Here is a 26,405-nt window from a genome sequence, read left to right as displayed (position 1 = left end):
GAAATAAAGAGGTAAACCGTGGCAAAAGCTCCAAAACGCGCCTTTGTTTGTAATGAATGCGGGGCCGATTATCCGCGCTGGCAGGGGCAATGCAGCGCCTGTCATGCCTGGAACACCATCACCGAGGTGCGTCTTGCCGCGTCGCCAACGGTGGCGCGTAATGAGCGACTCAGCGGCTATGCCGGTAACGCAGGTGTGGCAAAGGTGCAGAAATTGTCTGACATCAGCCTTGAGGAACTGCCGCGTTTTTCCACCGGGTTTAAAGAGTTCGACCGTGTGCTGGGCGGCGGTGTCGTGCCCGGCAGCGCCATCCTGATTGGCGGCAACCCCGGTGCGGGAAAATCCACGCTGCTGCTGCAAACGCTTTGCAAACTGGCCGAGCAGATGAAAACCCTGTACGTCACGGGCGAAGAATCCCTGCAACAGGTAGCGATGCGCGCGCATCGGCTGGGATTGCCGACGGCTAACATGAATATGCTGTCAGAAACCAGTATTGAACAGATCTGCCTGATTGCGGAAGAAGAACAACCGAAGCTGATGGTGATCGACTCCATCCAGGTGATGCATATGGCGGATATCCAGTCCTCGCCGGGCAGCGTGGCCCAGGTGCGTGAGACGGCCGCTTATCTGACGCGCTTTGCCAAAACGCGCGGCGTGGCTATCGTGATGGTTGGTCATGTGACTAAAGACGGCTCGCTGGCTGGCCCGAAGGTGCTGGAGCACTGCATTGACTGCTCGGTGCTATTGGATGGCGACGCTGACTCCCGCTTTCGCACGCTGCGTAGCCATAAAAACCGTTTTGGCGCGGTAAACGAGCTGGGCGTTTTTGCGATGACGGAGCAGGGGCTGCGTGAAGTCAGCAACCCGTCCGCAATTTTCTTAAGCCGTGGCGATGAGGTGACTTCCGGCAGTTCGGTCATGGTGGTGTGGGAAGGGACGCGCCCGCTGCTGGTAGAGATTCAGGCGCTGGTCGATCACTCGATGATGGCGAATCCGCGTCGCGTGGCGGTCGGTCTGGAACAAAACCGTCTGGCGATCCTGCTGGCGGTGCTGCACCGTCATGGCGGATTGCAGATGGCCGATCAGGATGTATTCGTCAATGTCGTGGGCGGCGTGAAGGTCACGGAGACCAGCGCGGATCTCGCGCTATTGCTGGCGATGGTCTCCAGCCTGCGCGACAGGCCGCTGCCGCAGGATCTGGTGGTGTTTGGCGAAGTGGGGTTGGCAGGGGAAATTCGCCCGGTGCCCAGCGGTCAGGAACGTATTTCTGAAGCGGCTAAACACGGTTTCCGCCGCGCTATCGTACCGGCTGCCAACGTGCCGAAAAAGCCGCCGGAAGGGATGCAGGTTTTTGGCGTTAAAAAGCTTGCGGATGCGTTAAGTGTGTTTGACGACTTATAATCATCTGTATGCACTGATGTTGTATAATTTGCCGGATAGCGACGCAGTGCGTCTTATCCGGCCTACGGATTGATGTTGTAGGCCTGATAAGCGAAGCGCCATCAGGCATTGTTACGCGTTTTTTAGCAGGAGGCTCTTGTGTCATCGTTCGACTATCTCAAAACCGCGATCAAGCAAAAGGGGTGTACCCTGCAACAGGTGGCGGATGCCAGCGGCATGACCAAAGGGTATTTGAGCCAACTTCTGAACGCGAAGATTAAAAGCCCCAGCGCGCAAAAGCTGGAGGCGCTGCATCGTTTTTTGGGGCTGGAGTTTCCCCGGCAGCGGAAAAACATCGGCGTGGTGTTTGGCAAGTTCTACCCCCTGCATACCGGGCATATCTATTTGATTCAGCGCGCCTGTAGCCAGGTGGATGAACTGCATATCATTATGGGTTATGACGATACCCGCGACCGCGAACTGTTTGAAGACAGCGCCATGTCGCAACAGCCTACCGTGTCGGATCGTCTGCGTTGGCTACTACAGACCTTTAAATATCAGAAGAATATTCGTATTCATGCCTTCAATGAGGAAGGGATGGAGCCGTACCCGCACGGCTGGGATGTGTGGAGCAACGGCATCAAAGCCTTTATGGAAGAGAAGGGGATTCAGCCCAACTGGATCTACACGTCCGAGGAAGCCGATGCGCCGCAGTATCTCGAACACCTGGCTATTGAAACGGTGCTGGTCGATCCGAAACGAACCTTTATGAGTATCAGCGGGGCGCAGATCCGTGAAAACCCGTTCCGCTACTGGGAATACATTCCGACGGAAGTGAAGCCCTTTTTCGTGCGCACCGTGGCGATATTAGGCGGGGAGTCGAGCGGGAAATCCACGCTGGTGAACAAGCTCGCCAATATTTTTAATACCACCAGCGCGTGGGAGTACGGGCGCGACTATGTCTTCTCGCATCTGGGCGGTGACGAGATGGCGTTACAGTATTCCGATTACGATAAGATCGCACTGGGCCATGCGCAATATATTGATTTTGCGGTGAAATACGCCAATAAAGTGGCCTTTATCGATACCGATTTCGTTACCACGCAGGCCTTTTGTAAAAAATACGAAGGGCGCGAGCATCCGTTTGTACAGGCGTTGATCGATGAATACCGCTTTGATCTGGTGATCCTGCTGGAGAACAATACGCCCTGGGTCGCGGATGGGTTACGGAGTCTGGGCAGTTCGGTGGATCGTAAAGAGTTCCAGAATCTGCTGGTGGATATGCTGCGGGAGAACAACATCAATTTCGTCCACGTAGAAGAGGCCGATTACGATGGTCGATTTTTGCGCTGCGTGGAGTTAGTGAAAGAGATGATGGGCGAGCAGGGTTAAGCCTGAAGCGCCGGATGGCGGCCTACAAGGTGTAGGCCGGATAAGTCTGTAGGCCGGATAAGTCTGTAGGCCGGATAAGCGTAGCGCCATCCGGCATCTGATACATTACTTAGCGATACGTTTGTACTTGATACGCTTCGGCTCCAGCGCGTCGGCGCCCAGCGTGCGTTTCTTGTACTCTTCGTACTCGGTAAAGTTACCTTCGAAGAACTCCACCTTGCCTTCATCCTGGTAATCCAGAATGTGCGTGGCGATACGGTCGAGGAACCAACGGTCGTGCGAGATAACCATTGCACAGCCTGGGAACTCCAGCAGGGCGTTTTCCAGCGCGCGCAGGGTTTCAATATCCAGGTCGTTGGTCGGTTCATCGAGCAGCAGCATATTGCCGCCAACCTGCAACAGCTTCGCCAGATGCAGACGACCGCGCTCACCGCCGGACAGTTCGCCCACGCGTTTACCCTGATCGACGCCTTTGAAGTTAAAGCGGCCCACATAGGCGCGACTTGGCATTTCGGTGTTGCCGATCTTCATGATATCCAGCCCGCCGGAAACTTCTTCCCACACGGTTTTGCTGTTATCCATCGCGTCACGGAACTGGTCAACGGAAGCCAGTTTTACGGTTTCCCCCAGCGTGATGGTGCCGCTATCCGGCTGTTCCTGACCGGACATCATGCGGAACAGGGTGGATTTACCCGCGCCGTTCGGACCAATGATGCCGACAATCGCGCCTTTTGGTACTGAGAAGCTGAGATCGTCGATCAGCAGGCGATCGCCGTAGGATTTACGCAGGTTGCTGACTTCAACGACCTTGTCGCCCAGACGTGGTCCAGGTGGAATAAACAGTTCGTTGGTTTCGTTACGTTTCTGGTATTCGGTGCTGTTCAGCTCTTCAAAGCGCGCCAGACGGGCTTTGCCTTTAGACTGACGGCCTTTAGCACCCTGACGCACCCACTCCAGCTCTTTCTCAATGGATTTACGGCGGGCCGCTTCCTGAGAGGCTTCCTGCGCCAGACGCTGATCTTTCTGTTCCAGCCAGGAGGAGTAGTTGCCTTCCCACGGAATCCCTTCGCCACGGTCAAGTTCAAGGATCCAGCCCGCCACGTTGTCGAGGAAGTAACGGTCGTGGGTAATCGCCACAACGGTGCCTTCGAAGTCGTGCAGGAAGCGTTCCAGCCACGCGACGGATTCCGCATCCAGGTGGTTGGTCGGTTCGTCGAGCAGCAGCATGTCCGGTTTTTCCAGCAGCAGACGGCACAGCGCGACGCGGCGGCGCTCACCACCGGAAAGATTCGCGATTTTGGCATCCCAGTCCGGCAGACGCAGGGCGTCAGCGGCGCGCTCCAGCTGTACGTTCAGGTTGTGGCCGTCATGCGCCTGGATGATCTCTTCCAGCTTGCCCTGTTCGGCGGCCAGCTTGTCAAAGTCCGCATCTGGATCGGCGTACAGCGCGTACACTTCATCCAGACGTTTCAGGGCGCCGACCACTTCGGCCACCGCCTCTTCGATCGATTCGCGAACGGTGTGTTCAGGGGTGAGCTGAGGTTCCTGCGGCAGGTAGCCAATTTTGATGCCTGGCTGTGGGCGAGCTTCGCCCTCAATATCTGTATCGATGCCAGCCATAATGCGCAGCAGGGTAGACTTACCGGCGCCGTTCAGACCCAGTACGCCGATTTTCGCCCCAGGGAAGAAGCTCAGCGAGATGTTTTTCAAAATATGACGTTTCGGCGGAACCACTTTGCCGACACGATGCATGGTATAAACGAATTGAGCCACGTTGGACTTCGCCTCTATAGGTTTATCGTGATGAAGAATAATTTTCAAAGGCGAAGTGTAGCCTTTTTCCCGGGCTAATCCCAGCCAGCAACTCTCACTCGCAATAAAAGTAAAAAAGTGTCCGTAACGTGGCGCATTTAGCAATGTCTGGTTAGCATAAATTCATTACGCGGCATGATGCTGCATTGATGTATTACGACAAGAGGAAGAGCTTGTGGACAAAGCCAAACCATTTACCTGGCGTCTTATCGCCGCCAGCGTATGCCTGCTGACGGTAAGTCAGGCGGCGCGAGCGGATTCTCTGGATGAGCAGCGCAATCGCTATGCGCAAATCAAACAGGCCTGGGATAACCGACAGATGGATGTCGTTGAGCAGATGATGCCTGGCCTGAAGAATTACCCGCTGTATCCCTATCTTGAGTATCGCCAGATCACCGATGATCTGATGAACCAGCCTGCGGTCACCGTCACCCAGTTTGTGCGCGCCAACCCTACGCTTCCTCCTGCGCGTACGCTGCAATCGCGTTTCGTTAATGAGCTGGCGCGTCGCGAAGACTGGCGTGGACTGCTAGCATTCAGCCCCGAGAAGCCGGGCACCACCGAAGCGCAATGTAATTACTACTACGCGAAATGGAATACCGGGCAGACGGAAGAGGCCTGGCAGGGGGCGAAAGCACTTTGGCTGACCGGGAAAAGCCAGCCGAACGCCTGTGACAAACTGTTCAGCGTCTGGCGCGCTTCCGGCACCCAGGACCCGCTGGCCTGGCTGGAGCGCATCCGCCTGGCGATGAAAGCAGGCAACACGGGGCTGGTAACGGTGCTGGCCGGGCAGATGCCTGCGCAGTACCAGACCATTGCTTCGGCGATCATCGCGCTGGCGAACGATCCCAATAGCGTGATGACTTTTGCGCGTACGACCGGCGCGACCGATTTTACCCGTCAGATGGCGGCAGTGGCCTTTGCCAGCGTGGCGCGTCAGGACGCAGAGAATGCGCGTTTGATGATCCCGTCACTGGTGCAGGCCCAGCAGCTTAATGAGGAGCAAACTCAGGAACTGCGCGATATCGTCGCCTGGCGGCTGATGGGGAACGATGTGACCGATGCGCAGGCGAAGTGGCGCGATGATGCGATTATGCGCTCGCAATCCACCACGCTGGTGGAACGCCGCGTGCGGATGGCGCTGGGCACCGGCGATCGGCGTGGGCTGAATACCTGGCTTGCCCGACTGCCGATGGAAGCGAAGGAGAAGGATGAATGGCGCTACTGGCAGGCGGATTTGTTGCTTGAACGCGGGCGTGAGGCAGAGGCAAAAGAGATCCTCCATGCGCTGATGCAACAGCGTGGTTTCTACCCGATGGTCGCCGCACAAAAGCTGGGTGAAGCGTATGTGCTGAAGATCGACAAAGCGCCGACGACAGTGGACGCTTCGCTTACGCAGGGCGCGGAAATGGCGCGAGTACGCGAACTGATGTACTGGAACCTGGATAATACGGCGCGCAGCGAGTGGGCGAATCTGGTCTCCAGCAGGACGAAGTCGGAGCAGGCGCAGCTGGCGCGTTATGCTTTCAATAACCACTGGTGGGATCTGAGCGTACAGGCGACGATCGCAGGGAAACTGTGGGATCATCTGGAAGAGCGTTTCCCGCTGGCGTACAAGGATCTTTTCGCCCGTTACACTGGCGGCAAAGCGATCTCGCAAAGTTACGCTATGGCGATTGCGCGTCAGGAGAGCGCCTGGAATCCGAAAGTGAAATCCCCGGTAGGGGCCAGCGGTCTGATGCAAGTTATGCCGGGCACGGCGACGCATACGGTGAAAATGTTCTCGATACCGGGCTACAGCAGCCCTAGCCAGCTGCTTGACCCGGAGACGAACATCAACATTGGCACCAGTTACCTGCAATACGTTTATCAACAGTTTGGTAATAACCGTATTTTCTCTTCAGCGGCTTACAATGCCGGGCCGGGGCGCGTTCGTACCTGGCTTGGCAACAGCGCAGGGCGCATCGACGCCGTCGCGTTTGTTGAAAGTATTCCGTTCTCAGAAACGCGGGGCTACGTGAAGAACGTGCTGGCTTATGATGCCTACTATCGCTACTTCATGGGCGATAAACCAACGTTGATGAATGACGCAGAATGGCAGCGCCGTTACTGATCGCATCGGTTATGTTATGCTATCGTACTCGTTAAAGAGTACAATCGGGGGAGGCAGATACGTTTCCCCCTGCAACGATGGCGACATTCTATGACTCAGCAATCACCCTATTCAGCAGCGATGGCAGAACAGCGTCACCAGGAGTGGTTACGCTTTGTTGAGCTGCTCAAGCACGCTTGTGCGGAAGACCTGCATCTTCCCTTACTCAATTTGATGCTGACGCCGGATGAGCGTGAGGCGCTGGGAACGCGCGTGCGTATCATTGAAGAGTTGTTACGTGGTGAAATGAGCCAGCGCGAGCTTAAAAATGAGCTGGGGGCGGGCATCGCCACCATTACGCGCGGTTCCAACAGCCTGAAATCCGCACCGGTAGAGTTACGCCAGTGGCTGGAGCAGGTGTTGCTCAAGAGCGAAAGGTAATTTCGCCTGATGGCGCTACGCTTATCAGGCCTACAGGAATGGTGAACGTAGGCCGGATAAGGCGAAGCCGCCATCCGGCGTGGATCGCGAGCCCTACCGATACACCGCATTATGAAACGGACTGAGCGCCAGAATCACCGCCTGGTGATAAACGCTGGAGCGGGTCAGTTTTCCGGCGGTAAACACCCCGATAGCCCCCTCTTTACGGCCAATCTCATCAATACCGGTATACTGCGACATCACCGGGTCGAGCGCTTCGCCCTGACGAACTTTTTCAAGGATAACCGCAGGAAGCGGCAGCGTTGCCGATCGCGCCTCGCCTCGCTGGGCGGCATTCTCTATCACCACCCAACTGAACGTACTGTTATCATCAATCCCCGCTTCGATAGCCACCCAAAAATCGGCCTGAGGACGCAGACAGCGCGCATTTTCTACCCGATTCCGTGCGCCAGCGCGCGTTTCCTGACTTCCAAAAGGTTGTTCCGGCACGCCGCTCTCGACGGAGACGGACTCAATATGGCAGGATCCTTCACCGAAAATCTCGTTAAATGCTTGCAGAATTGCCTGAATTTTAGCGGGATTGGTGGTTGCTGAGACAACATGGTGCATAATCAGAATTACTCAGAAATGAATGTCATCGCAGTATAACGGATAAAAAGCATGTTACAGGTATACCTTGTTCGCCACGGTGAAACGCAGTGGAACGCCGAGCGACGTATTCAAGGCCAGTCTGACAGTCCGCTGACCGCTAAAGGTGAGCAACAAGCTATGCAAGTGGGAGAACGCGCCAGAACGCTCGGCATCACCCATATCGTCAGTAGCGATCTCGGTCGCACCCGCCGCACGGCTGAAATCATCGCCCAGGCATGCGGTTGCGATATCACTTTCGACGCCCGTCTGCGTGAGCTGGACATGGGCGTGCTGGAAAAACGACACATCGACACCCTCACCGAAGAAGAAGAGAACTGGCGTCGCCAGTTAGTGAACGGTACGGTTGACGGGCGCATTCCTGATGGCGAATCCATGCAGGAACTGAGCGATCGCGTCAATGCCGCTCTCGCGTCCTGTCTGGAACTGCCGCAGGGCAGCCGCCCGCTGCTGGTCAGTCACGGTATCGCGCTGGGTTGCTTGGTTAGCACCATTCTGGGATTACCGGCCTGGGCGGAGCGTCGGTTACGTCTGCGTAACTGCTCTATTTCCCGCGTCGATTATCAGGAAAGTTTGTGGCTGGCGCCTGGTTGGGTTGTTGAAACGGCAGGGGACGTCTCGCATCTTGATGCCCCTGCGTTAGATGAGCTACAGCGTTAACGGCGAACGGGGATCAGGAATTCGCAACGCAGGTTAATAGGGCGACCGCCTGTTTTGGCATCTTCTGCCGGGTAGTATCGCTCTATATCCTGCCCTTTACGGCGGGTCAGGTTCAGCATCGGCATACAGGTGCCGTATACCGTCAGGATAAACTCCTGTACCCCGGTTCCTAAACCTTCGTAGGTGAACATCACATATTCGCCGCCCTGTAGGGTAACAGGCTGCGCTGACGGCACATACCCGTTGGCATGTTCTTGCGGTAGCGCGGTGGTGTAGAACACCTCCTGTTCGTCATCTTTCTCCAGGCTGGGGCGCGTTTCGTTAAGGCCGTAGAGCAGCGGAGGAATCGTTGGCGCCTGGCTGAGAAAGTCTTGCCAGAACTGTACGCGCATTTCGTGTCGAAAATCGGAGATTTGCTCCAGCGAACAGGAATAGCTCTGGGTGGTGCCGAGCAGTTGCGTATCTTCCAGGGTGACAAACTGATGCTCAGGCATGGCGAACTCACCCAGACGCATCGGCGGACGAATGCCAAAGGCGCTCCATTCTGGAGAACGGCGATATAACGCCGGCGTCTGAGAGAACTGCTTTTTAAACGCGCGGGTAAAGGTTTGCTGAGAATCGAAGCGGTACTGCAACGCGATATCCAGAATCGGACGTGCCGTCAGGCGCAGGGCCACGGCGGATTTAGATAAGCGGCGAGCGCGGATGTAAGCGCCAATAGCATGGCCCGTCACGTCCTTAAACATTCTTTGCAGGTGCCACTTGGAATAACCTGCTTTTGCCGCCACATTGTCAAGCGACAGAGGCTGATCCAGATGGCCTTCCAGCCAGGTTAAGAGGTCGCGAATAATGCCAGCCTGATCCATAAAATATCCTCATCCTTTCCACAACGAGCACCTGACATCAGGTAAGTGGATAATAGCATTTTTTGCTGTTTTAGCATTCGGTGTTTTTTTTGCTCATCTGTGCTTTTTTGGGGCACACTAAAGCATGATTATTCTAATCCTGTGATCTGTAAACAGTTTATCCAGACGTGTCGAATAATTGCGCAGTGTAACTTTTATGAATGGTAACAATATGAAATACAAGAGCTTAATACTTTCCTCAATTCTGTTGATGCTGGGGCAGTTTGCGCATGCAGAACAGGTAGGTTCCGTCGATACCGTATTTAAAATGTTTGGGCCTGACCATAAAATCGTCGTCGAAGCGTTTGACGATCCCGACGTCAAAAATGTGACGTGCTATGTAAGTCGGGCGAAAACGGGGGGGATTAAAGGCGGCCTGGGACTGGCCGAAGATACCTCCGACGCGGCGATCTCCTGTCAGCAGGTAGGGCCGATTGAGCTGAGCGATAAAATTAAGAACGGGAAAGCGCAAGGGGATGTCGTTTTCCAGAAACGCACGTCGCTGGTGTTTAAAAAATTACAGGTCGTGCGTTTTTATGATGCCAAACGCAATACGCTGGCGTATCTGGCCTATTCTGACAAGGTCGTTGAAGGGTCGCCAAAAAATGCCATAAGCGCGGTGCCCGTTATGCCGTGGCGGTAACGTTCCTGACGCGTCATCTGGAAGTGATTCCCGTTATGGTCGGATAAGTCATTGACAGACAATAAAAAACGGCGCGTTTTGCGCCGTTTTTGCTGCCGATGGTAACCGATTAGTCCTGTAGATCACCGCAGAAACGGTAACCTTCACCGTGAATGGTCGCGATGATTTCCGGGGTATCCGGCGTGGATTCGAAATGCTTACGAATACGACGGATAGTCACGTCAACAGTACGGTCATGCGGCTTCAGCTCGCGACCGGTCATTTTCTTCAGCAGTTCTGCACGAGACTGGATCTTGCCCGGGTTCTCGCAGAAGTGAAGCATGGCGCGGAATTCGCTGCGTGGCAGTTTGTACTGCTCACCATCTGGGCCGATCAAAGAACGGCTGTTGATGTCGAGTTCCCAACCGTTGAACTTGTAGCTTTCGACGCTACGGCGCTCTTCACTGACCGTACCCAGATTCATAGTACGGGACAGCAGGTTGCGCGCACGGATAGTCAGTTCGCGTGGGTTAAACGGCTTGGTGATGTAATCGTCTGCGCCGATTTCGAGGCCGAGGATTTTATCGACTTCGTTATCGCGGCCAGTCAGGAACATCAACGCAACGTTAGCCTGTTCGCGCAGTTCACGCGCTAACAGAAGACCGTTTTTCCCTGGCAGGTTGATATCCATGATCACCAGGTTGATGTCATATTCAGAGAGGATCTGATGCATTTCCGCGCCATCTGTCGCTTCGAATACATCATAGCCTTCCGCTTCGAAAATACTTTTCAACGTGTTGCGTGTTACCAACTCGTCTTCAACGATAAGAATGTGCGGGGTCTGCATGTTTGCTACCTAAATTGCCAACTAAATCGAAACAGGAAGTACAAAAGTCCCTGACCTGCCTGATGCATGTCGCAAATTAACATGATCGGCGTAACATGACTAAAGTACGTAATTGCGTTCTTGATGCACTTTCCATCAACGTCAACAACATCATTAGCTTGGTCGTGGGTACTTTCCCTTTGGACCCGACAGTGTCAAAAACGGCTGTCATCCTAACCATTTTAACAGCAACATAACAGGCTAAGACGTACCGGACACCCAATAAAACTACGCTTCGTTGACATATATCAAGTTCAATTGTAGCACGTTAACAGTTTGATGAAATCATCGTATCCAAATGCTAGCGTTCATCACAAATTTGCAATAATCCAACTAGTTGCGCATGCCAACTAATAAATGTAATGAATCCAATAGGTGTGATTCATTCTAAATTAAATTATCCTAAATAAACAGAAGGATATGTAGTATTTCTTAACATAAAACGCAATAGTAAAGATAAGAAATAGTTTAGTGCCTTTTACTGAATGTGAAATGGTTTTTCAACGATTTTCGTTAAAAAAATGTAAATTCGTGCTGCGTAATATGTTGACATTGGTCACATTATTGCCAGCGGCTGGTCAAAAAGAGAATCGAAATGCGTGTAACAATTATTCTGGTCGCGCCGGCCAGAGCGGAAAATATTGGCGCGGCGGCACGGGCAATGAAGACGATGGGTTTTGGCGATATGCGTATTGTCGACAGCCAGGCGCACCTGGAGCCGGCGACCCGTTGGGTTGCACATGGTTCCGCTGATGTTATTGATAATATTAGTGTTTATCCAACGCTGGCGGAAGCGCTGCACGATGTTGATTTCACTGTCGCCACCACGGCCCGCAGTCGCGCGAAGTTCCACTACTACGCAACGCCCGCAGAACTGCTGCCGCTGTTGCAGGAAAAATCGCAGTGGATGAACCATGCGGCGCTGGTTTTTGGCCGGGAAGATTCGGGCCTGACGAACGAAGAACTGGCGCTGGCGGACGTTTTAACCGGCGTGCCAATGGTTGCTGATTATCCTTCACTCAATTTAGGGCAGGCGGTAATGGTGTATTGCTATCAATTAGCAGGCTTAATGCAACAATCGGCGAAACAAACAGAGGTGACTGACGCGCCTCAATTGCAGGCGTTACGCACACGCGTTTCGCAGTTACTGGCGACGCTGGATGTTGCTGATGACATCAAACTGGCGGACTGGCTGCAACAACGACTGGGGCTGTCAGGGCAGCGCGACACGGCCATGCTGCACCGTTTATTGCATGATATTGAGAAAAATATAACAAAATAAAATCTTGTTAAATTGCTTGATGTGAGATTTTAAATCTGGTTTCAAGAGGTTGCTTCATTCCGTATTGGTTGAAAATAAATGCGCAAGCAGCAGCTCGTGAACATGTTGCGGAATGTGATCAAATTAAAAATTTATTGACTTAGGTCACGAGATACTTTAACCCTTTAAAGATACAAGACAGACAGATAATAATTACAGAGTACACAACATCCATGAATCGCATCAGCACCACCATTACCACAACCATCACCATTACCACAGGTAACGGTGCGGGCTGACGCGTACAGGAAACACAGAAAAAAGCCCGCACCTGAACAGTGCGGGCTTTTTTTTCGACCAAAGGTAACGAGGTAACAACCATGCGAGTGTTGAAGTTCGGCGGTACATCAGTGGCAAATGCAGAGCGCTTTCTGCGTGTTGCCGATATTCTGGAAAGCAATGCCAGGCAGGGGCAGGTAGCGACTGTTCTCTCTGCCCCCGCCAAAATTACTAACCATCTGGTGGCGATGATTGAAAAGACCATCAGCGGTCAGGATGCTTTACCGAATATCAGCGATGCCGAACGTATTTTTTCCGAACTTCTTACGGGTCTTGCAGCCGCTCAGCCGGGGTTCCCGCTGGCGCAGTTGAAAGTTTTCGTTGAGCAAGAATTTGCGCAAATCAAACATATCCTGCACGGAATCAGCCTGCTGGGCCAGTGCCCGGATAGCATCAATGCTGCGCTGATCTGCCGTGGCGAGAAGATGTCGATCGCGATCATGGCTGGCCTGCTGGAAGCGCGCGGTCATGGCGTGACGGTTATCGATCCGGTCGAAAAATTGTTGGCGGTCGGGCATTACCTCGAATCGACCGTTGATATCGCCGAATCTACGCGCCGTATCGCGGCGGGCCGCATTCCGGCTGACCACATGGTGCTGATGGCAGGTTTCACCGCCGGTAACGAAAAAGGCGAGCTGGTCGTGCTGGGCCGCAACGGTTCTGATTACTCCGCTGCGGTGTTGGCTGCCTGCTTACGCGCCGACTGTTGTGAGATCTGGACTGACGTCGACGGTGTGTATACCTGTGACCCGCGCCAGGTGCCGGACGCCAGGTTGCTGAAGTCGATGTCCTATCAGGAGGCGATGGAGCTTTCTTACTTCGGCGCCAAAGTCCTTCATCCTCGCACCATCACCCCCATTGCTCAGTTCCAAATCCCATGCCTGATTAAAAACACCGGAAACCCGCAAGCCCCTGGTACGCTGATCGGCGCTAGCGTCGATGAAGACGAACTGCCGGTGAAAGGGATCTCGAACCTGAACAATATGGCGATGTTCAGCGTTTCCGGCCCTGGAATGAAAGGGATGATCGGGATGGCGGCGCGCGTCTTCGCGGCAATGTCCCGCGCGGGGATCTCCGTGGTGCTGATCACGCAATCCTCTTCTGAATACAGCATCAGTTTCTGCGTACCGCAGGGCGACTGCGCGCGGGCCCAGCGTGCAATGCAGGATGAGTTCTACCTGGAACTGAAAGAAGGGTTGCTGGAACCGCTGGCAGTGACTGAACGTCTGGCGATCATCTCGGTGGTTGGCGACGGTATGCGCACGCTGCGCGGCATCTCGGCGAAGTTCTTTGCGGCGCTGGCGCGCGCGAATATCAATATTGTCGCGATTGCGCAGGGCTCGTCCGAACGATCGATTTCGGTGGTCGTGAATAACGATGATGTCACAACGGGCGTGCGCGTTACTCACCAGATGCTGTTCAATACCGATCAGGTGATTGAAGTGTTCGTTATCGGCGTTGGCGGCGTTGGCGGCGCGTTACTTGAGCAGCTTAAACGCCAGCAGTCCTGGCTGAAAAACAAGCATATCGACCTGCGTGTTTGCGGCGTGGCGAATTCGAAAGCGCTGTTGACCAATGTGCATGGCCTGAACCTGGATAACTGGCAGGCGGAACTGGCGGAAGCGAAAGAACCGTTTAATTTAGGGCGCTTAATTCGCCTGGTGAAAGAGTATCACCTGCTTAACCCGGTCATTGTTGACTGTACCTCCAGCCAGGCGGTGGCGGATCAATACGCCGACTTCCTGCGTGAAGGCTTCCATGTGGTAACGCCGAACAAAAAAGCCAACACGTCGTCGATGGATTACTACCATCAACTGCGTTTTGCCGCGGCGAAATCCCGACGTAAGTTCCTGTACGACACCAACGTAGGCGCGGGCTTACCGGTTATCGAGAACCTGCAAAACCTGCTGAACGCAGGTGACGAACTGCAACACTTCTCCGGCATCCTGTCTGGATCGCTCTCTTTTATTTTCGGCAAGCTGGATGAAGGCATGAGCCTTTCGGCTGCGACCACGATGGCGCGCGAGTTGGGCTATACCGAACCCGATCCGCGTGACGATCTTTCCGGGATGGATGTGGCGCGCAAATTGCTGATCCTCGCTCGTGAAACGGGACGTGAGCTGGAACTGTCCGATATCGTGATTGAGCCGGTGCTGCCGGAAGGTTTCGACGATTCCGGCGATGTCGCCACGTTTATGACCAATCTGCCGCAGCTTGACGACGCGTTTGCCGCCCGCGTGGCGAAAGCCCGTGATGAAGGCAAAGTATTGCGCTATGTTGGCAACATTGAAGACGACGGCGTGTGTCGCGTGAAGATCGCCGAGGTTGACGGCAACGATCCGCTGTTTAAAGTGAAAAACGGGGAGAACGCGCTGGCGTTTTACAGTCACTATTATCAACCGCTGCCGCTGGTTCTGCGCGGTTACGGTGCGGGGAACGATGTGACGGCGGCGGGTGTTTTTGCCGATCTGCTGCGCACCCTTTCATGGAAGTTAGGAGTCTAAAATGGTGAAAGTCTATGCTCCGGCTTCCAGTGCCAATATGAGCGTCGGATTTGATGTGCTTGGGGCGGCCGTCACGCCGGTTGATGGCTCACTGCTGGGCGATGTGGTCTCGGTGGATGCGGCAGAAAGCTTCACGCTGAATAATTTAGGGCGTTTTGCCGACAAGCTGCCGTCAGCGCCGCGTGAAAATATCGTTTATCAGTGCTGGGAGCGTTTTTGCCAGGAGTTGGGTAAACAGATTCCGGTGGCGATGACGCTGGAAAAGAACATGCCGATTGGCTCCGGGTTAGGGTCCAGCGCCTGTTCCGTGGTCGCCGCGCTGGTGGCGATGAATGAGTTCTGTGGCAAACCGCTGAACGACACGCGTCTGCTGGCGATCATGGGGGAACTGGAAGGGCGTATCTCTGGCAGCATTCATTACGATAACGTCGCGCCGTGCTTTCTCGGCGGCATGCAGTTGATGATCGAAGAAAACGGCATTATCAGCCAGCAGGTGCCAGGATTTGATGAGTGGCTGTGGGTACTGGCCTATCCGGGGATTAAAGTTTCGACGGCTGAAGCGCGGGCGATTTTACCCGCGCAGTATCGCCGTCAGGACTGTATCGCCCACGGGCGGCATCTGGCCGGGTTTATTCATGCCTGCTATTCCCGTCAGCCGCAGCTTGCTGCGAAGCTGATGAAGGATGTGATTGCCGAACCGTACCGCGCTCGTCTGCTGCCGGGCTTCAGCCAGGCGCGTCAGGCGGTGGCGGAAATTGGCGCGCTGGCCAGCGGTATTTCCGGGTCCGGGCCGACGCTTTTCGCGCTCTGTGATAAGCCGGATACGGCGCAGCGCGTAGCAGACTGGCTGGGTAAAAATTACCTGCAAAATCAGGAAGGCTTTGTTCATATTTGTCAGCTGGATACGGCGGGCGCACGAGTACTGGGATAAACAATGAAACTCTACAATCTGAAAGATCATAATGAGCAGGTCAGCTTTGCGCAGGCCGTTACGCAGGGGCTTGGCAAGAATCAGGGGCTCTTTTTCCCGCACGACCTGCCGGAATTTAGCCTGACTGAAGTTGATGAGATGCTGAATCAGGACTTTGTGAGTCGTAGCGCAAAGATCCTTTCCGCGTTCATCGGGGATGAGATCCCGCAGGAAATCTTAGAAGAGCGCGTTCGCAAGGCATTCGCTTTTCCGGCGCCGGTGCGTCAGGTGGAAGGCGACGTCGGGTGCCTGGAGTTGTTCCACGGCCCGACGCTGGCCTTTAAGGATTTTGGCGGTCGCTTTATGGCGCAAATGCTGACGCACATCAGCGGCGACAAACCGGTGACTATCCTGACGGCAACCTCTGGCGATACCGGCGCGGCAGTTGCTCACGCATTCTACGGTCTGAAAAATGTACGCGTCGTGATCCTCTACCCACGCGGCAAGATCAGCCCGTTGCAGGAAAAACTGTTCTGTACGCTGGGCGGCAACATCGAAACGGTTGCGATTGACGGAGATTTCGATGCCTGCCAGGCGCTGGTAAAACAGGCGTTTGATGATGAAGAACTGAAGGCGGCGCTGGGGCTGAATTCGGCGAACTCCATCAACATCAGCCGTCTGCTGGCGCAGATTTGCTATTACTTTGAAGCGGTCGCTCAACTGCCGCAGGACGCGCGTAATCAGTTAGTGATCTCCGTGCCCAGCGGTAACTTTGGCGACCTGACGGCGGGGCTGCTGGCGAAGTCGCTCGGCCTGCCGGTGAAACGCTTTATCGCCGCCACTAACGTCAACGATACGGTGCCGCGCTTCCTGAAAGAGGGGCAGTGGTCGCCGAAAGCGACGCAGGCTACCTTGTCGAACGCGATGGATGTCAGCCAGCCCAATAACTGGCCGCGCGTGGAAGAGCTGTTCCGCCGTAAAATCTGGCGTCTGACGGAGCTGGGCTACGCTGCGGTTGACGATGAGACGACGCAGGAGACCATGCGCGAACTGAAAGCGGCAGGTTATACCTCTGAACCGCACGCTGCCGTGGCGTACCGCGCGCTGCGCGATCAGTTGCACCCGGGGGAGTACGGCTTGTTCCTCGGGACCGCGCATCCGGCGAAATTCAAAGAGAGTGTGGAAGCGATTCTTGGTGAAACATTGGATCTGCCAAAAGAGCTGGCGGATCGTGCCGACCTGCCGCTGCTCTCGCATAATCTGCCTGCCGATTTTGCCGAATTGCGTAAGCTGATGATGACACGCGGCTAACGGTTGTGCCCGGTGGCGCTTCGGGGCTATTGTAGCTATTGTAGGCCGGATAAGGCGTTAGCCGCCATCCGGCTTTTTTATGGAGAAAATAAGGAGAAATTTAGCAGGTAAAAAGGAGTAATTCTCAATAAATGCGGTAACTTAGAGATTAGGATTGCAGAGAATAACAACCCGCGTTCTCATCAAGTAATCTCCTTTCATCGACCCAAATCGGGCAATGGTAAAAAGGAGTACCTCATGAACAAGTTGAAACCCGTGCTTCTTGCACTTTCCATGATGCTGGTGGCTCCCCTCGCAGCACAGGCTGCCGAAATTACTCTCGTACCGGCAGTTAAACTTCAGATTGGCGATCGCGATAACCACGGTAATTACTGGGATGGCGGTCACTGGCGCGACCACGGCTGGTGGCAGAAGCATTATGAGTGGCGAGAAAACCGCTGGCAGCCGCATGGACCACGTCCGCAACCGCATCATAATAAGCATGACGAGCATCGTCATGATGATCGCCGCGACGACCACCGCCATTAAGCACGCAAGCCTGATAAGCGTAGCGCTATCAGGCAGTTATGCGGTTTTAGCGCCGGATAGCGACAAAAGGCGTCTTATCCGGCCTGCGCTTCAGGGCATCAGTTTTGCTCGTGGCGTTTAAACACCAGTTCGCCTTTTCCTGACGCTTGCTCATCATAGAAATAGCCTTCGCTGTTAAATGCGGTGAGCTGTTCCGGCTTCGTCAGCCGGTTTTCAATGATGTAACGGCTCATCAGGCCGCGCGCTTTTTTGGCGTAGAAGCTGATAACTTTGAATTTGCCGTTTTTCTCATCAAGGAACACAGGCTTGATAATCTCCGCATTCAGCTGCTTCGGCTTCACGGATTTATAATATTCATCCGAGGCCAGGTTGATGACGATTTTATCGCCTTGCGCAGCCAGCGCTTCGTTCAGCTTATCGGTAATCACATCGCCCCAGAACTGATAAAGGTCTTTCCCTTTGGCGTTCTCAAGGCGAATGCCCATCTCCAGACGGTAAGGCTGCATCAGATCCAGCGGACGCAGGACGCCGTACAACCCGGAAAGCATACGCAAATGCTGCTGCGCGAAATCAAAATCGGCTTCGCTGAACGTTTCCGCCTGTAGTCCGGTATAGACGTCGCCTTTAAACGCCAGAATCGCCTGGCGGGCGTTTTCAGGGGAAAAGTCAGGCTGCCAGTCATGAAAACGGGTGGCATTCAGATCGGCCAGTTTGTCGCTAATGCCCATCAGCTTGCCAATCTGCGGCGCCGAGAGCTTGCGCGCCTCGCGGATCAACTGCTGGGAGTAATCCAGCAGTTCAGGCCGCGTATAGCGCGTCGTGGCCAGCGGGCTTTGGTAATCGAGCGTTTTTGCAGGTGAAATCAGAATCAGCATATCCAGTCCTTGCAGGAAATTTACTGCGACTTTAGCAAAAAAACCGACCGATTTGATCGATGGTTGTGATTGCCGCGCTAGTGACGCGGCAACTCATCCCATGTATCCGGCGCCAGTTGCTGCTCAATTTCAGGGTAGCGGAATGGGTCGAACACGGGTTGTACGCCGAGCTTACGCTGTCGCAGATAGTCGCTGGCGATCGTATGCACCACCGGCGAGAGCAGCAGAATCGCCGTCAGGTTGGTGATGGCCATACAGGCCATAATAATGTCGGCCAACTGCCAGACGAGCGGAAAGCTGAGTAACGTGCCCGCCACGACCATCCCGACGGTGACAATACGCAGCGCCCAGCGCATTCGCAGACTGTCCAGACGCAGAAAAATCAGGTTATTTTCGGCGTAAACGTAGTTGGCGACAATTGAGCTGAAGGCGAACAACACCACAATAAACGCGACAAGGCTTGCGCCCCATTCGCCGGTCAGTGAAATCATTGCCTGTTGCACCAGCTGGATGCCTTCCGTTGGCATATGCGAGGCGCCATTGCCTGCCAGCAGAATAATCATCGCGCTGGCGGTGCAGATAATAATGGTATCGGTAAAGACGCCGATCATCTGCACAATTCCCTGCGCGGCAGGGTGCGGTGGCCAGGATGAGGCGGCGGCCGCAATGTTAGGCGCAGAACCCATTCCCGCTTCGTTGGAGAACATGCCGCGCTGGAAACCGCTGGTAATCGCCTGGCTGAGCGTATATCCGGCCGCCCCGGCAGTGGCTTCCTGCCAGCCGAATGCGCTTTTCACAATCGACGCGATAATCTCGGGCAGCTGTTCGATGTGCCAGAGGCAAATCACTAAACCGGTGAGCGTCCACAGAAGGGCCATCGCAGGGACGAGCCATTGCATGAGTTTTGCGACATCTTTAATGCCGCGAACGATGACAAAAAAGGCCGCCAGCGCCAGCACGATACCGGAGATAATGGGCGGTATGTCAAAGGCAAAAGCGAGCGCCCGCGAGACGGAGTTCGCCTGTACGCTATTAAAAATCAGACCATACGCAATGAGTAAGAAAATCGCGAAGAGAACGCCCATCCAGCGCATACCCAGGCCGCGCGCCATATACCATGCCGGGCCGCCGCGATACTGTCCTGTGCTGTCGCGCTCTTTGTAGAGCTGGGCCAGAGAGCATTCGGCAAACGAGGTCGCCATGCCGATAAGCGCAGATACCCACATCCAGAATACGGCGCCGGGCCCGCCTGCGGCGATAGCCAACGCAACGCCTGCCAGGTTGCCGCTGCCAATACGCGCGGCAAGGCTGGTACACAGCGCCTGAAATGATGTAAGCCCGCCCGGCTGGGGATGTATGCTGTTTTTAAGACTTTTGCCAAACTGGCGGATATAGCGAAACTGAACGAATCCGGTACGGTAAGTAAACCAAAACCCTGCGCCAAGCAGGAGGTAGATCATTACCGATCCCCAGAGTATTTCATTAATAAAGGCGAAGAAATCAGGCATTAACATCCCTCTTGTTGATGCCGGTACGCTTTTGGGTTCCAGTGTAAGCGTTACCAATTCACGAACAGTATAGACCCTGTCAGGCTATTGAATGGGGGGAGTCTACCATACTATATGGCAATATCCTTTAATTGCGCGCAGCCCTGTCGAGGGGCCGAAAAGAGGCAAACAAAGAGGGGAGTGGGATAACCGCATTGTCTGCGGTTGCGCTGTGAGTGCGTCGTGTTATCATCAAGGCAGACCGGTTACATCCCCCTAACAAGCTGTTTAAAGAGAAACACTATCATGACGGACAAATTGACCTCCCTTCGTCAGTTCACCACCGTGGTGGCCGACACCGGAGACATCGCGGCAATGAAGCTGTACCAGCCGCAGGATGCCACAACCAACCCTTCTCTCATTCTTAACGCAGCACAGATCCCGGAATACCGTAAGCTGATTGACGATGCCGTTGCCTGGGCGAAACAGCAGAGCAGCGATCGCGCGCAGCAGATTGTTGACGCGGCCGACAAGCTGGCGGTGAACATTGGTCTGGAGATCCTGAAACTGGTTCCGGGCCGTATCTCCACCGAAGTTGACGCTCGTCTGTCCTACGACACCGACGCGTCTATCGCCAAAGCAAAACGCATCATCAAGCTCTACAACGACGCGGGCATCAGCAACGATCGCATCCTAATCAAACTGGCGTCTACCTGGCAGGGGATTCGTGCTGCTGAACAGCTGGAAAAGGAAGGTATCAACTGTAACCTGACTCTGCTGTTCTCCTTCGCGCAGGCGCGTGCTTGTGCGGAAGCGGGCGTATACCTGATCTCTCCGTTCGTGGGTCGTATTCTTGACTGGTACAAAGCCAATACCGACAAGAAAGAGTACGCTCCGGCAGAAGATCCGGGCGTGGTTTCCGTTACGGAAATCTACGAATACTACAAACAGCACGGTTATGAGACAGTGGTGATGGGTGCGAGCTTCCGCAACGTCGGTGAAATTCTGGAGCTGGCGGGTTGCGATCGTCTGACCATCGCTCCGGCGCTGCTGAAAGAGCTGGCGGAAAGCGAAGGCGCTATCGAACGTAAACTGTCCTTCTCTGGCGAAGTGAAAGCGCGTCCAGAACGCATCACCGAGTCTGAGTTCCTGTGGCAGCACAACCAGGACCCGATGGCGGTAGACAAGCTGGCGGACGGTATCCGTAAGTTTGCTATTGACCAGGAAAAACTGGAAAAAATGATCGGCGATCTGCTGTAATCATTCGGCGTGACCAGACAGGTTTCTGGTCACGCTACCTCTTCTGAAACCTGTCTGTCCTTCCCTTTGCAGTGTATCATTCTGTTTAACGAGACTGTTTAGACGGAATAATCATGAACACCTTACGTATTGGTTTAGTTTCCATTTCTGACCGCGCGTCCAGCGGCGTATACCAGGATAAAGGCATTCCTGCTCTTGAAGAGTGGCTGGCCTCCGCGCTGACCACCCCTTTTGACGTGCAAACCCGACTTATCCCGGATGAGCAGGCGATCATTGAGCAAACGCTGTGTGAGCTGGTGGATGAAATGAGCTGTCACCTGGTACTGACGACGGGAGGTACGGGGCCAGCGCGTCGTGATGTCACGCCTGACGCGACTCTGGCCGTCGCCGACAGAGAAATGCCCGGCTTTGGAGAGCAGATGCGCCAGATCAGCCTGCACTTTGTTCCTACGGCGATCCTTTCCCGCCAGGTTGGCGTGATCCGTAAGCAGGCGCTGATCCTGAACTTACCGGGGCAGCCAAAATCCATCAAAGAGACCCTGGAAGGGGTGAAAGATGCCGAGGGTAAGGTTGTCGTACCGGGAATTTTCGCAAGTGTACCGTATTGTGTACAGTTGCTTGAAGGGCCTTATGTGGAAACCGCAGCGGAAGTGGTAGCATCTTTCCGCCCGAAAAATGCCAGACGCGACATAAATGCCTGAAGTTGGCCTTTCTGTGACATAAATTACGCAGGTGGTGGAGTATTGAATTGTTTACGATATAGTAATTTTTGATTTACACGTATCGATAAGCGCCCTCAATAACTCCACTGACTCATGGTTTGCTATGTCACAACACACACGACCTCTGAATCGCCAGGATTATAAGACTCTTTCACTTGCCGCTCTCGGCGGCGCGCTCGAGTTTTACGACTTCATCATCTTTGTTTTCTTCGCAGCGGTTGTGGGCGAACTATTTTTCCCCGCCGATATTCCTGAGTGGCTTCGTCAGGTTCAGACGTTTGGGATCTTCGCCGCCGGTTATCTGGCGCGCCCGCTGGGCGGCATTATCATGGCGCACTTTGGCGATCTGGTAGGGCGCAAGAAGATGTTCACCCTGAGTATTCTATTGATGGCTGTTCCAACGCTGGCGATTGGCCTGCTGCCGACTTACGCCTCAATGGGCATCCTTGCGCCGTTGTTATTGCTGCTGATGCGTATTTTGCAAGGCGCAGCGATTGGCGGCGAAGTGCCGGGAGCGTGGGTGTTTGTGGCTGAACATGTGCCGGAGCGCCGTATCGGCATCGCCTGCGGCACGCTGACTGCGGGACTGACGGTCGGTATCCTGCTTGGCTCTGTCGTGGCGACGCTGGTGAATACCAGTATGACCCAGCAGGCGGTGCATGATTATGGCTGGCGTATTCCCTTCCTGCTCGGCGGCGTATTTGGTCTGATTGCGATGTATTTACGTCGTTGGTTGCAGGAAACGCCCATCTTCCTTGAAATGCAGCAGCGCAAAACGCTCGCGCAGGAATTGCCCGTCAAAGCGGTAGTGGTGAAACATAAAAAAGCGGTGGCGATTTCGATGCTGCTGACCTGGTTGTTATCGGCCGGCATTGTCGTCGTGATTTTGATGTCGCCGGTCTGGTTGCAAAAGCAGTACGGGTTTGCGCCCGCGTTAACTTTACAGGCAAATAGCGTGGCGACCATTATGCTGTGCGTGGGATGCCTGCTGGCAGGGTTCATTGTCGATCGGGTTGGCGCCAGCAAGACCTTTATTGTAGGCAGTTTTCTGCTGGCCTGCTCAAGCTGGATCTTCTATCACCTGTCTGGCGCGCATCCCGAGCAGTTGTTTTTATTATACGGGCTGGTGGGGCTGTGTGTTGGTGTTGTTGGCGCGGTGCCGTACGTAATGGTGCGAGCCTTCCCGGCGGAAGTGCGTTTCACCGGCATCTCTTTTTCTTACAACGTCTCGTATGCCATTTTTGGCGGCCTGACGCCAATTGCGGTCACCATGTTGATGGGCGTGTCGCCAATGGCGCCGGCCTGGTATGTGCTGGCGTTGTCACTGGTGGGGCTGGGGTTGGGCGTCTGGTTGCGACAGGATATTTATTATCGCGATGCGGATGTGCAGGCAGAATTACAACAGCTGTAAAAATTATCCCCCCGGTCGGGGGGATAACGGAAGATTAGTGCGCTTCACCGATTGGCAGGATGGTGCGGCCAAACTGTTCGTTCAGCACTTCGCCCATCGCCAGGTAAATGGCGCTGGCGCCACACACTAAGCCAATCCAACCCGCAACGTGGATCACCGCTTCGTTACCCGCGATGTTGCCGAAGGCCAACAGGGCGAACAGTACGGTCAGGCTCAGGAAGACAAACTGTAGCGCGCGAGCGGCTTTCAGCGTGCCAAAGAACATGAACAGTGTGAACACGCCCCACAGCCCCAGGTAGGCGCCCAGGAACTGCGCGTTCGGCGCTTCTGTCAGACCCATTTTCGGCATTAACAGGATCGCGACCAGCGTCAGCCAGAAAGAACCGTAAGAGGTAAATGCGGTTAAGCCGAAGGTGTTGCCTTTTTTATATTCCAGCAGGCCAGCAAAAATTTGCGCGATACCGCCGTAGAAAATGCCCATCGCCAGAATAATGCCGTCTAAAGCGAAGAAACCCGCGTTGTGCAGGTTAAGCAGAATGGTGGTCATGCCGAAGCCCATCAGGCCCAGCGGAGCCGGGTTAGCCAACTTAGTGTTGCCCATAATTCCTCAAAATCATCATTAATTGAATGGTGAAATAGTTTCCCCGAACAACCGATACCGTATTCGGGGCGCGGCATGATAATCAGGGGAATAGAGGCTGTCTATGATCTAATAGGGGGAAAATGAAATATTTCCCCTTGTGATGACGATCACGGAAGAAAAAGGCTTAACCGTCGCGCCAGCAGAGGTGTTTTCCATATGCCCGGTGAAGAAAATTATCATTTTTCGCAAAAAAAATTTTTCATGCCCCCCTTGATGACGTGGGTTACGACCCCATCTTGTAGTCAACCGCAGTGAGTGAGTCTGAAAAAAAACGATTCAGGGTAGTTGAAACCGCACGTTTCGCCCTTATTACAGATTCACAACCACATGATGACCGAATTTTTAGTGGAGACGTTTAGATGGGTAAAATTATTGGTATCGACTTGGGTACTACCAACTCTTGTGTAGCGATTATGGATGGCACAACTGCACGTGTGCTGGAGAACGCCGAGGGCGATCGCACCACGCCTTCTATCATTGCTTATACCCAGGATGGTGAAACTCTGGTTGGTCAGCCGGCTAAACGTCAGGCAGTGACAAACCCGCAAAACACCCTGTTTGCGATTAAACGCCTGATTGGCCGCCGCTTCCAGGACGAAGAAGTTCAGCGTGACGTTTCCATCATGCCGTACAAAATCATCGGCGCCGATAACGGCGACGCATGGCTTGATGTGAAAGGTCAGAAAATGGCACCGCCGCAGATCTCTGCTGAAGTGCTGAAAAAAATGAAGAAAACCGCAGAAGATTACCTGGGCGAACCGGTAACTGAAGCTGTTATCACCGTACCTGCTTACTTCAACGATGCTCAGCGTCAGGCAACGAAAGATGCCGGTCGTATCGCAGGTCTGGAAGTAAAACGTATCATCAACGAACCGACCGCCGCCGCGCTGGCTTATGGTCTGGATAAAGAAGTCGGCAACCGTACTATCGCGGTTTACGACCTCGGTGGTGGTACTTTCGATATCTCTATTATCGAAATCGACGAAGTTGACGGCGAAAAAACCTTCGAAGTTCTGGCAACCAACGGTGATACCCACCTGGGTGGTGAAGACTTCGACAGCCGTATGATCAACTACCTGGTTGAAGAATTTAAGAAAGATCAGGGCATTGACCTGCGTAACGACCCGCTGGCGATGCAGCGTCTGAAAGAAGCGGCAGAAAAAGCGAAAATCGAGCTTTCTTCCGCACAGCAGACCGACGTGAACCTGCCGTACATCACCGCAGATGCCACCGGTCCGAAACACATGAACATCAAAGTGACTCGCGCGAAACTGGAAAGCCTGGTCGAAGACCTGGTGAACCGTTCCATCGAGCCGCTGAAAGTCGCGTTGCAGGATGCTGGCCTGTCCGTATCTGATATCAACGACGTTATCCTCGTTGGTGGTCAGACGCGTATGCCGATGGTGCAGAAAAAAGTGGCGGAGTTCTTTGGTAAAGAACCACGTAAAGACGTTAACCCGGACGAAGCTGTTGCTATCGGCGCAGCGGTGCAGGGCGGCGTACTGACCGGTGATGTGAAAGACGTTCTGCTGCTGGACGTTACCCCGCTGTCTCTGGGTATCGAAACCATGGGCGGCGTAATGACGGCGCTGATCAGCAAAAACACCACTATCCCGACCAAGCACAGCCAGGTGTTCTCTACCGCTGAAGACAACCAGTCTGCGGTAACCATCCATGTGTTGCAGGGTGAGCGTAAACGCGCGTCTGATAACAAATCTCTGGGTCAGTTCAACCTGGATGGCATCAACCCGGCGCCGCGCGGTATGCCGCAGATCGAAGTCACCTTTGATATCGATGCTGACGGTATCCTGCACGTTTCCGCGAAAGACAAAAACAGCGGTAAAGAGCAGAAGATCACCATCAAGGCTTCTTCTGGTCTGAACGAGGACGAAATTCAGAAAATGGTTCGCGATGCTGAAGCGAACGCAGAATCTGACCGTAAGTTCGAAGAGCTGGTTCAGACGCGCAACCAGGGCGACCATCTGCTGCACAGCACGCGTAAGCAGGTTGAAGAAGCGGGCGATCAGTTGCCAGCAGACGACAAAACGGCTATCGAGTCTGCACTGAGCGCGCTGGAAACGGCGCTGAAAGGCGAAGACAAAGCGGCTATCGAAGCGAAAATGCAGGAACTGGCGCAGGCTTCCCAGAAACTGATGGAAATCGCTCAGCAGCAGCATGCACAGCAGCAGGCTGGCGGCGCTGACGCTTCTGCAAACAACGCGAAAGATGACGATGTTGTCGACGCTGAGTTTGAAGAAGTGAAAGACAAAAAATAATCGCCCTTTGAACGGGTAAAATACTGGCACGGGCGAAGAG

At 54.2% G+C, this 26,405-nt stretch carries 24 protein-coding genes and 1 other annotated feature; of the genes, 17 read left to right on the top strand and 7 right to left on the bottom strand.

The annotated features are described in order from the left end of the window. Positions 1-18: 18 nt before the first annotated feature. Entirely contained in the window at positions 19-1,401 is a 1,383-nt protein-coding gene (gene radA, locus OGV50_RS14790) for a DNA repair protein RadA (RefSeq protein WP_024130728.1), read from the top strand. Positions 1,402-1,539: 138 nt separating this feature from the next. After that, positions 1,540-2,772, top strand: coding sequence for a multifunctional transcriptional regulator/nicotinamide-nucleotide adenylyltransferase/ribosylnicotinamide kinase NadR (gene nadR / locus OGV50_RS14785; protein ID WP_012134180.1), 1,233 nt, complete (start codon positions 1,540-1,542; stop codon positions 2,770-2,772). Positions 2,773-2,877: 105 nt separating this feature from the next. Here the strand turns inward: nadR and ettA are convergent, their stop codons facing one another. Continuing rightward, positions 2,878-4,545 carry an energy-dependent translational throttle protein EttA gene (gene ettA, locus OGV50_RS14780; RefSeq protein ID WP_071257493.1) on the bottom strand — a complete coding sequence of 556 codons (1,668 nt, stop codon included), beginning with the start codon at positions 4,543-4,545 and terminating at the stop codon, positions 2,878-2,880. 214 nt (positions 4,546-4,759) lie between these two features. Here ettA and sltY point away from each other — a divergent pair, with 214 nt between their 5' ends. Together sltY and trpR are read left to right on the top strand one after the other, a co-directional pair. Then, positions 4,760-6,697 (top strand): murein transglycosylase, encoded by a 1,938-nt coding sequence (gene sltY, locus OGV50_RS14775; protein WP_012134178.1) that lies wholly within the window; start codon positions 4,760-4,762, stop codon positions 6,695-6,697. A gap of 90 nt (positions 6,698-6,787) precedes the next feature. Further along, positions 6,788-7,117, top strand: coding sequence for a trp operon repressor (gene trpR / locus OGV50_RS14770; RefSeq protein ID WP_024130726.1), 330 nt, complete (start codon positions 6,788-6,790; stop codon positions 7,115-7,117). Between the two features lie 93 nt (positions 7,118-7,210). Here the strand turns inward: trpR and yjjX are convergent, their stop codons facing one another. Further along, on the bottom strand, positions 7,211-7,726 hold the full coding sequence (gene yjjX / locus OGV50_RS14765; protein ID WP_286488603.1) for an inosine/xanthosine triphosphatase: 516 nt from the start codon (positions 7,724-7,726) through the stop codon (positions 7,211-7,213). A 51-nt stretch (positions 7,727-7,777) separates the two neighbouring features. On the opposite strand from yjjX, the gene gpmB reads away from it, so the two are divergent. Continuing rightward, the gene (gpmB, locus tag OGV50_RS14760) at positions 7,778-8,425 is read left to right on the top strand and encodes a 2,3-diphosphoglycerate-dependent phosphoglycerate mutase GpmB (protein ID WP_012134175.1); all 648 of its coding nucleotides are present in this window, start codon (positions 7,778-7,780) and stop codon (positions 8,423-8,425) included. Here the strand turns inward: gpmB and robA are convergent. After that, the gene (gene robA / locus OGV50_RS14755) at positions 8,422-9,291 is read right to left on the bottom strand and encodes an MDR efflux pump AcrAB transcriptional activator RobA (RefSeq protein ID WP_012134174.1); all 870 of its coding nucleotides are present in this window, start codon (positions 9,289-9,291) and stop codon (positions 8,422-8,424) included. The two genes, gpmB and robA, sit on opposite strands and share 4 nt — an antisense overlap. A gap of 211 nt (positions 9,292-9,502) precedes the next feature. Here robA and creA point away from each other — a divergent pair, with 211 nt between their 5' ends. Further along, a complete protein-coding gene (gene creA / locus OGV50_RS14750) occupies positions 9,503-9,973 on the top strand; it encodes a protein CreA (protein WP_024130725.1) in 471 nt (156 codons plus the stop codon). Between the two features lie 109 nt (positions 9,974-10,082). Here the strand turns inward: creA and arcA are convergent, their stop codons facing one another. After that, positions 10,083-10,799, bottom strand: coding sequence for a two-component system response regulator ArcA (gene arcA, locus OGV50_RS14745; RefSeq protein WP_001194359.1), 717 nt, complete (start codon positions 10,797-10,799; stop codon positions 10,083-10,085). 95 nt (positions 10,800-10,894) lie between these two features. Between arcA and yjjY the strand changes: the two genes are divergently transcribed. The 7 genes from yjjY to OGV50_RS14710 all read left to right on the top strand — a co-directional run bounded on the left by yjjY (position 10,895) and on the right by OGV50_RS14710 (position 17,691). Then, complete coding sequence (gene yjjY / locus OGV50_RS14740; protein ID WP_001541509.1) at positions 10,895-11,035, top strand: YjjY family protein; 141 nt, start codon at positions 10,895-10,897, stop codon at positions 11,033-11,035. Positions 11,036-11,433: 398 nt separating this feature from the next. After that, a complete protein-coding gene (locus tag OGV50_RS14735) occupies positions 11,434-12,120 on the top strand; it encodes a tRNA/rRNA methyltransferase (RefSeq protein WP_200091328.1) in 687 nt (228 codons plus the stop codon). 212 nt (positions 12,121-12,332) lie between these two features. Then, positions 12,333-12,398: a thr operon leader peptide gene (gene thrL / locus OGV50_RS14730; RefSeq protein ID WP_060815970.1), complete on the top strand. Its 66-nt coding sequence runs from the start codon at positions 12,333-12,335 to the stop codon at positions 12,396-12,398. Continuing rightward, positions 12,334-12,454 (top strand) — a sequence feature (Thr leader region). Its footprint overlaps the gene before it by 65 nt. A gap of 25 nt (positions 12,455-12,479) precedes the next feature. Next, positions 12,480-14,942: a bifunctional aspartate kinase/homoserine dehydrogenase I gene (gene thrA / locus OGV50_RS14725; protein WP_049010533.1), complete on the top strand. Its 2,463-nt coding sequence runs from the start codon at positions 12,480-12,482 to the stop codon at positions 14,940-14,942. A 1-nt stretch (position 14,943) separates the two neighbouring features. Continuing rightward, on the top strand, positions 14,944-15,873 hold the full coding sequence (thrB, locus tag OGV50_RS14720) for a homoserine kinase (protein WP_200031183.1): 930 nt from the start codon (positions 14,944-14,946) through the stop codon (positions 15,871-15,873). A gap of 3 nt (positions 15,874-15,876) precedes the next feature. Next, complete coding sequence (thrC, locus tag OGV50_RS14715; protein WP_049010528.1) at positions 15,877-17,163, top strand: threonine synthase; 1,287 nt, start codon at positions 15,877-15,879, stop codon at positions 17,161-17,163. Positions 17,164-17,400: 237 nt separating this feature from the next. Beyond that, a complete protein-coding gene (locus OGV50_RS14710; RefSeq protein ID WP_012134167.1) occupies positions 17,401-17,691 on the top strand; it encodes a DUF2502 domain-containing protein in 291 nt (96 codons plus the stop codon). A 98-nt stretch (positions 17,692-17,789) separates the two neighbouring features. Here OGV50_RS14710 and yaaA read toward each other — a convergent pair whose 3' ends face one another. Together yaaA and OGV50_RS14700 are read right to left on the bottom strand one after the other, a co-directional pair. Then, entirely contained in the window at positions 17,790-18,566 is a 777-nt protein-coding gene (gene yaaA, locus OGV50_RS14705) for a peroxide stress protein YaaA (RefSeq protein ID WP_110494699.1), read from the bottom strand. Between the two features lie 77 nt (positions 18,567-18,643). Beyond that, positions 18,644-20,074 carry an alanine/glycine:cation symporter family protein gene (locus OGV50_RS14700; RefSeq protein ID WP_230012102.1) on the bottom strand — a complete coding sequence of 477 codons (1,431 nt, stop codon included), beginning with the start codon at positions 20,072-20,074 and terminating at the stop codon, positions 18,644-18,646. A 285-nt stretch (positions 20,075-20,359) separates the two neighbouring features. Between OGV50_RS14700 and tal the strand changes: the two genes are divergently transcribed. From tal to OGV50_RS14685, 3 genes are all read left to right on the top strand, one after another. Then, the gene (gene tal / locus OGV50_RS14695; RefSeq protein ID WP_012134163.1) at positions 20,360-21,313 is read left to right on the top strand and encodes a transaldolase; all 954 of its coding nucleotides are present in this window, start codon (positions 20,360-20,362) and stop codon (positions 21,311-21,313) included. A gap of 113 nt (positions 21,314-21,426) precedes the next feature. After that, a complete protein-coding gene (gene mog, locus OGV50_RS14690) occupies positions 21,427-22,014 on the top strand; it encodes a molybdopterin adenylyltransferase (protein WP_012134162.1) in 588 nt (195 codons plus the stop codon). A 124-nt stretch (positions 22,015-22,138) separates the two neighbouring features. Further along, on the top strand, positions 22,139-23,446 hold the full coding sequence (locus tag OGV50_RS14685) for an MFS transporter (protein ID WP_071257506.1): 1,308 nt from the start codon (positions 22,139-22,141) through the stop codon (positions 23,444-23,446). 34 nt (positions 23,447-23,480) lie between these two features. Here the strand turns inward: OGV50_RS14685 and satP are convergent, their stop codons facing one another. Next, on the bottom strand, positions 23,481-24,047 hold the full coding sequence (gene satP, locus OGV50_RS14680) for an acetate uptake transporter (RefSeq protein ID WP_012134160.1): 567 nt from the start codon (positions 24,045-24,047) through the stop codon (positions 23,481-23,483). Between the two features lie 401 nt (positions 24,048-24,448). On the opposite strand from satP, the gene dnaK reads away from it, so the two are divergent. Continuing rightward, positions 24,449-26,365: a molecular chaperone DnaK gene (gene dnaK / locus OGV50_RS14675; RefSeq protein ID WP_012134158.1), complete on the top strand. Its 1,917-nt coding sequence runs from the start codon at positions 24,449-24,451 to the stop codon at positions 26,363-26,365. Positions 26,366-26,405: the final 40 nt, after the last annotated feature.

This window comes from Citrobacter sp. CK180, assembly GCF_030333655.1.
In the GTDB taxonomy this organism is placed as follows: domain Bacteria; phylum Pseudomonadota; class Gammaproteobacteria; order Enterobacterales; family Enterobacteriaceae; genus Citrobacter_B; species Citrobacter_B koseri.
The sequence above is the reverse complement of the archived record's forward strand: the minus strand, read 5'-3'. Positions and strand labels throughout refer to the sequence as shown.

Bases quoted from the DNA above. Each gene is read 5' to 3' on its own strand.
- thrB (WP_200031183.1), top strand. From the start codon at position 14,944: ATGGTGAAAGTCTATGCTCCGGCTTCCAGTGCCAATATGAGCGTCGGA.
- gpmB (WP_012134175.1), top strand. From the start codon at position 7,778: ATGTTACAGGTATACCTTGTTCGCCACGGTGAAACGCAGTGGAACGCC.
- robA (WP_012134174.1), bottom strand. From the start codon at position 9,291: ATGGATCAGGCTGGCATTATTCGCGACCTCTTAACCTGGCTGGAAGGC.
- satP (WP_012134160.1), bottom strand. From the start codon at position 24,047: ATGGGCAACACTAAGTTGGCTAACCCGGCTCCGCTGGGCCTGATGGGC.
- creA (WP_024130725.1), top strand. From the start codon at position 9,503: ATGAAATACAAGAGCTTAATACTTTCCTCAATTCTGTTGATGCTGGGG.
- yaaA (WP_110494699.1), bottom strand. From the start codon at position 18,566: ATGCTGATTCTGATTTCACCTGCAAAAACGCTCGATTACCAAAGCCCG.
- OGV50_RS14710 (WP_012134167.1), top strand. From the start codon at position 17,401: ATGAACAAGTTGAAACCCGTGCTTCTTGCACTTTCCATGATGCTGGTG.
- OGV50_RS14735 (WP_200091328.1), top strand. From the start codon at position 11,434: ATGCGTGTAACAATTATTCTGGTCGCGCCGGCCAGAGCGGAAAATATT.
- tal (WP_012134163.1), top strand. From the start codon at position 20,360: ATGACGGACAAATTGACCTCCCTTCGTCAGTTCACCACCGTGGTGGCC.
- thrA (WP_049010533.1), top strand. From the start codon at position 12,480: ATGCGAGTGTTGAAGTTCGGCGGTACATCAGTGGCAAATGCAGAGCGC.
- OGV50_RS14700 (WP_230012102.1), bottom strand. From the start codon at position 20,074: ATGCCTGATTTCTTCGCCTTTATTAATGAAATACTCTGGGGATCGGTA.
- arcA (WP_001194359.1), bottom strand. From the start codon at position 10,799: ATGCAGACCCCGCACATTCTTATCGTTGAAGACGAGTTGGTAACACGC.
- trpR (WP_024130726.1), top strand. From the start codon at position 6,788: ATGACTCAGCAATCACCCTATTCAGCAGCGATGGCAGAACAGCGTCAC.
- thrC (WP_049010528.1), top strand. From the start codon at position 15,877: ATGAAACTCTACAATCTGAAAGATCATAATGAGCAGGTCAGCTTTGCG.
- dnaK (WP_012134158.1), top strand. From the start codon at position 24,449: ATGGGTAAAATTATTGGTATCGACTTGGGTACTACCAACTCTTGTGTA.
- yjjX (WP_286488603.1), bottom strand. From the start codon at position 7,726: ATGCACCATGTTGTCTCAGCAACCACCAATCCCGCTAAAATTCAGGCA.
- yjjY (WP_001541509.1), top strand. From the start codon at position 10,895: ATGACTAAAGTACGTAATTGCGTTCTTGATGCACTTTCCATCAACGTC.
- mog (WP_012134162.1), top strand. From the start codon at position 21,427: ATGAACACCTTACGTATTGGTTTAGTTTCCATTTCTGACCGCGCGTCC.
- OGV50_RS14685 (WP_071257506.1), top strand. From the start codon at position 22,139: ATGTCACAACACACACGACCTCTGAATCGCCAGGATTATAAGACTCTT.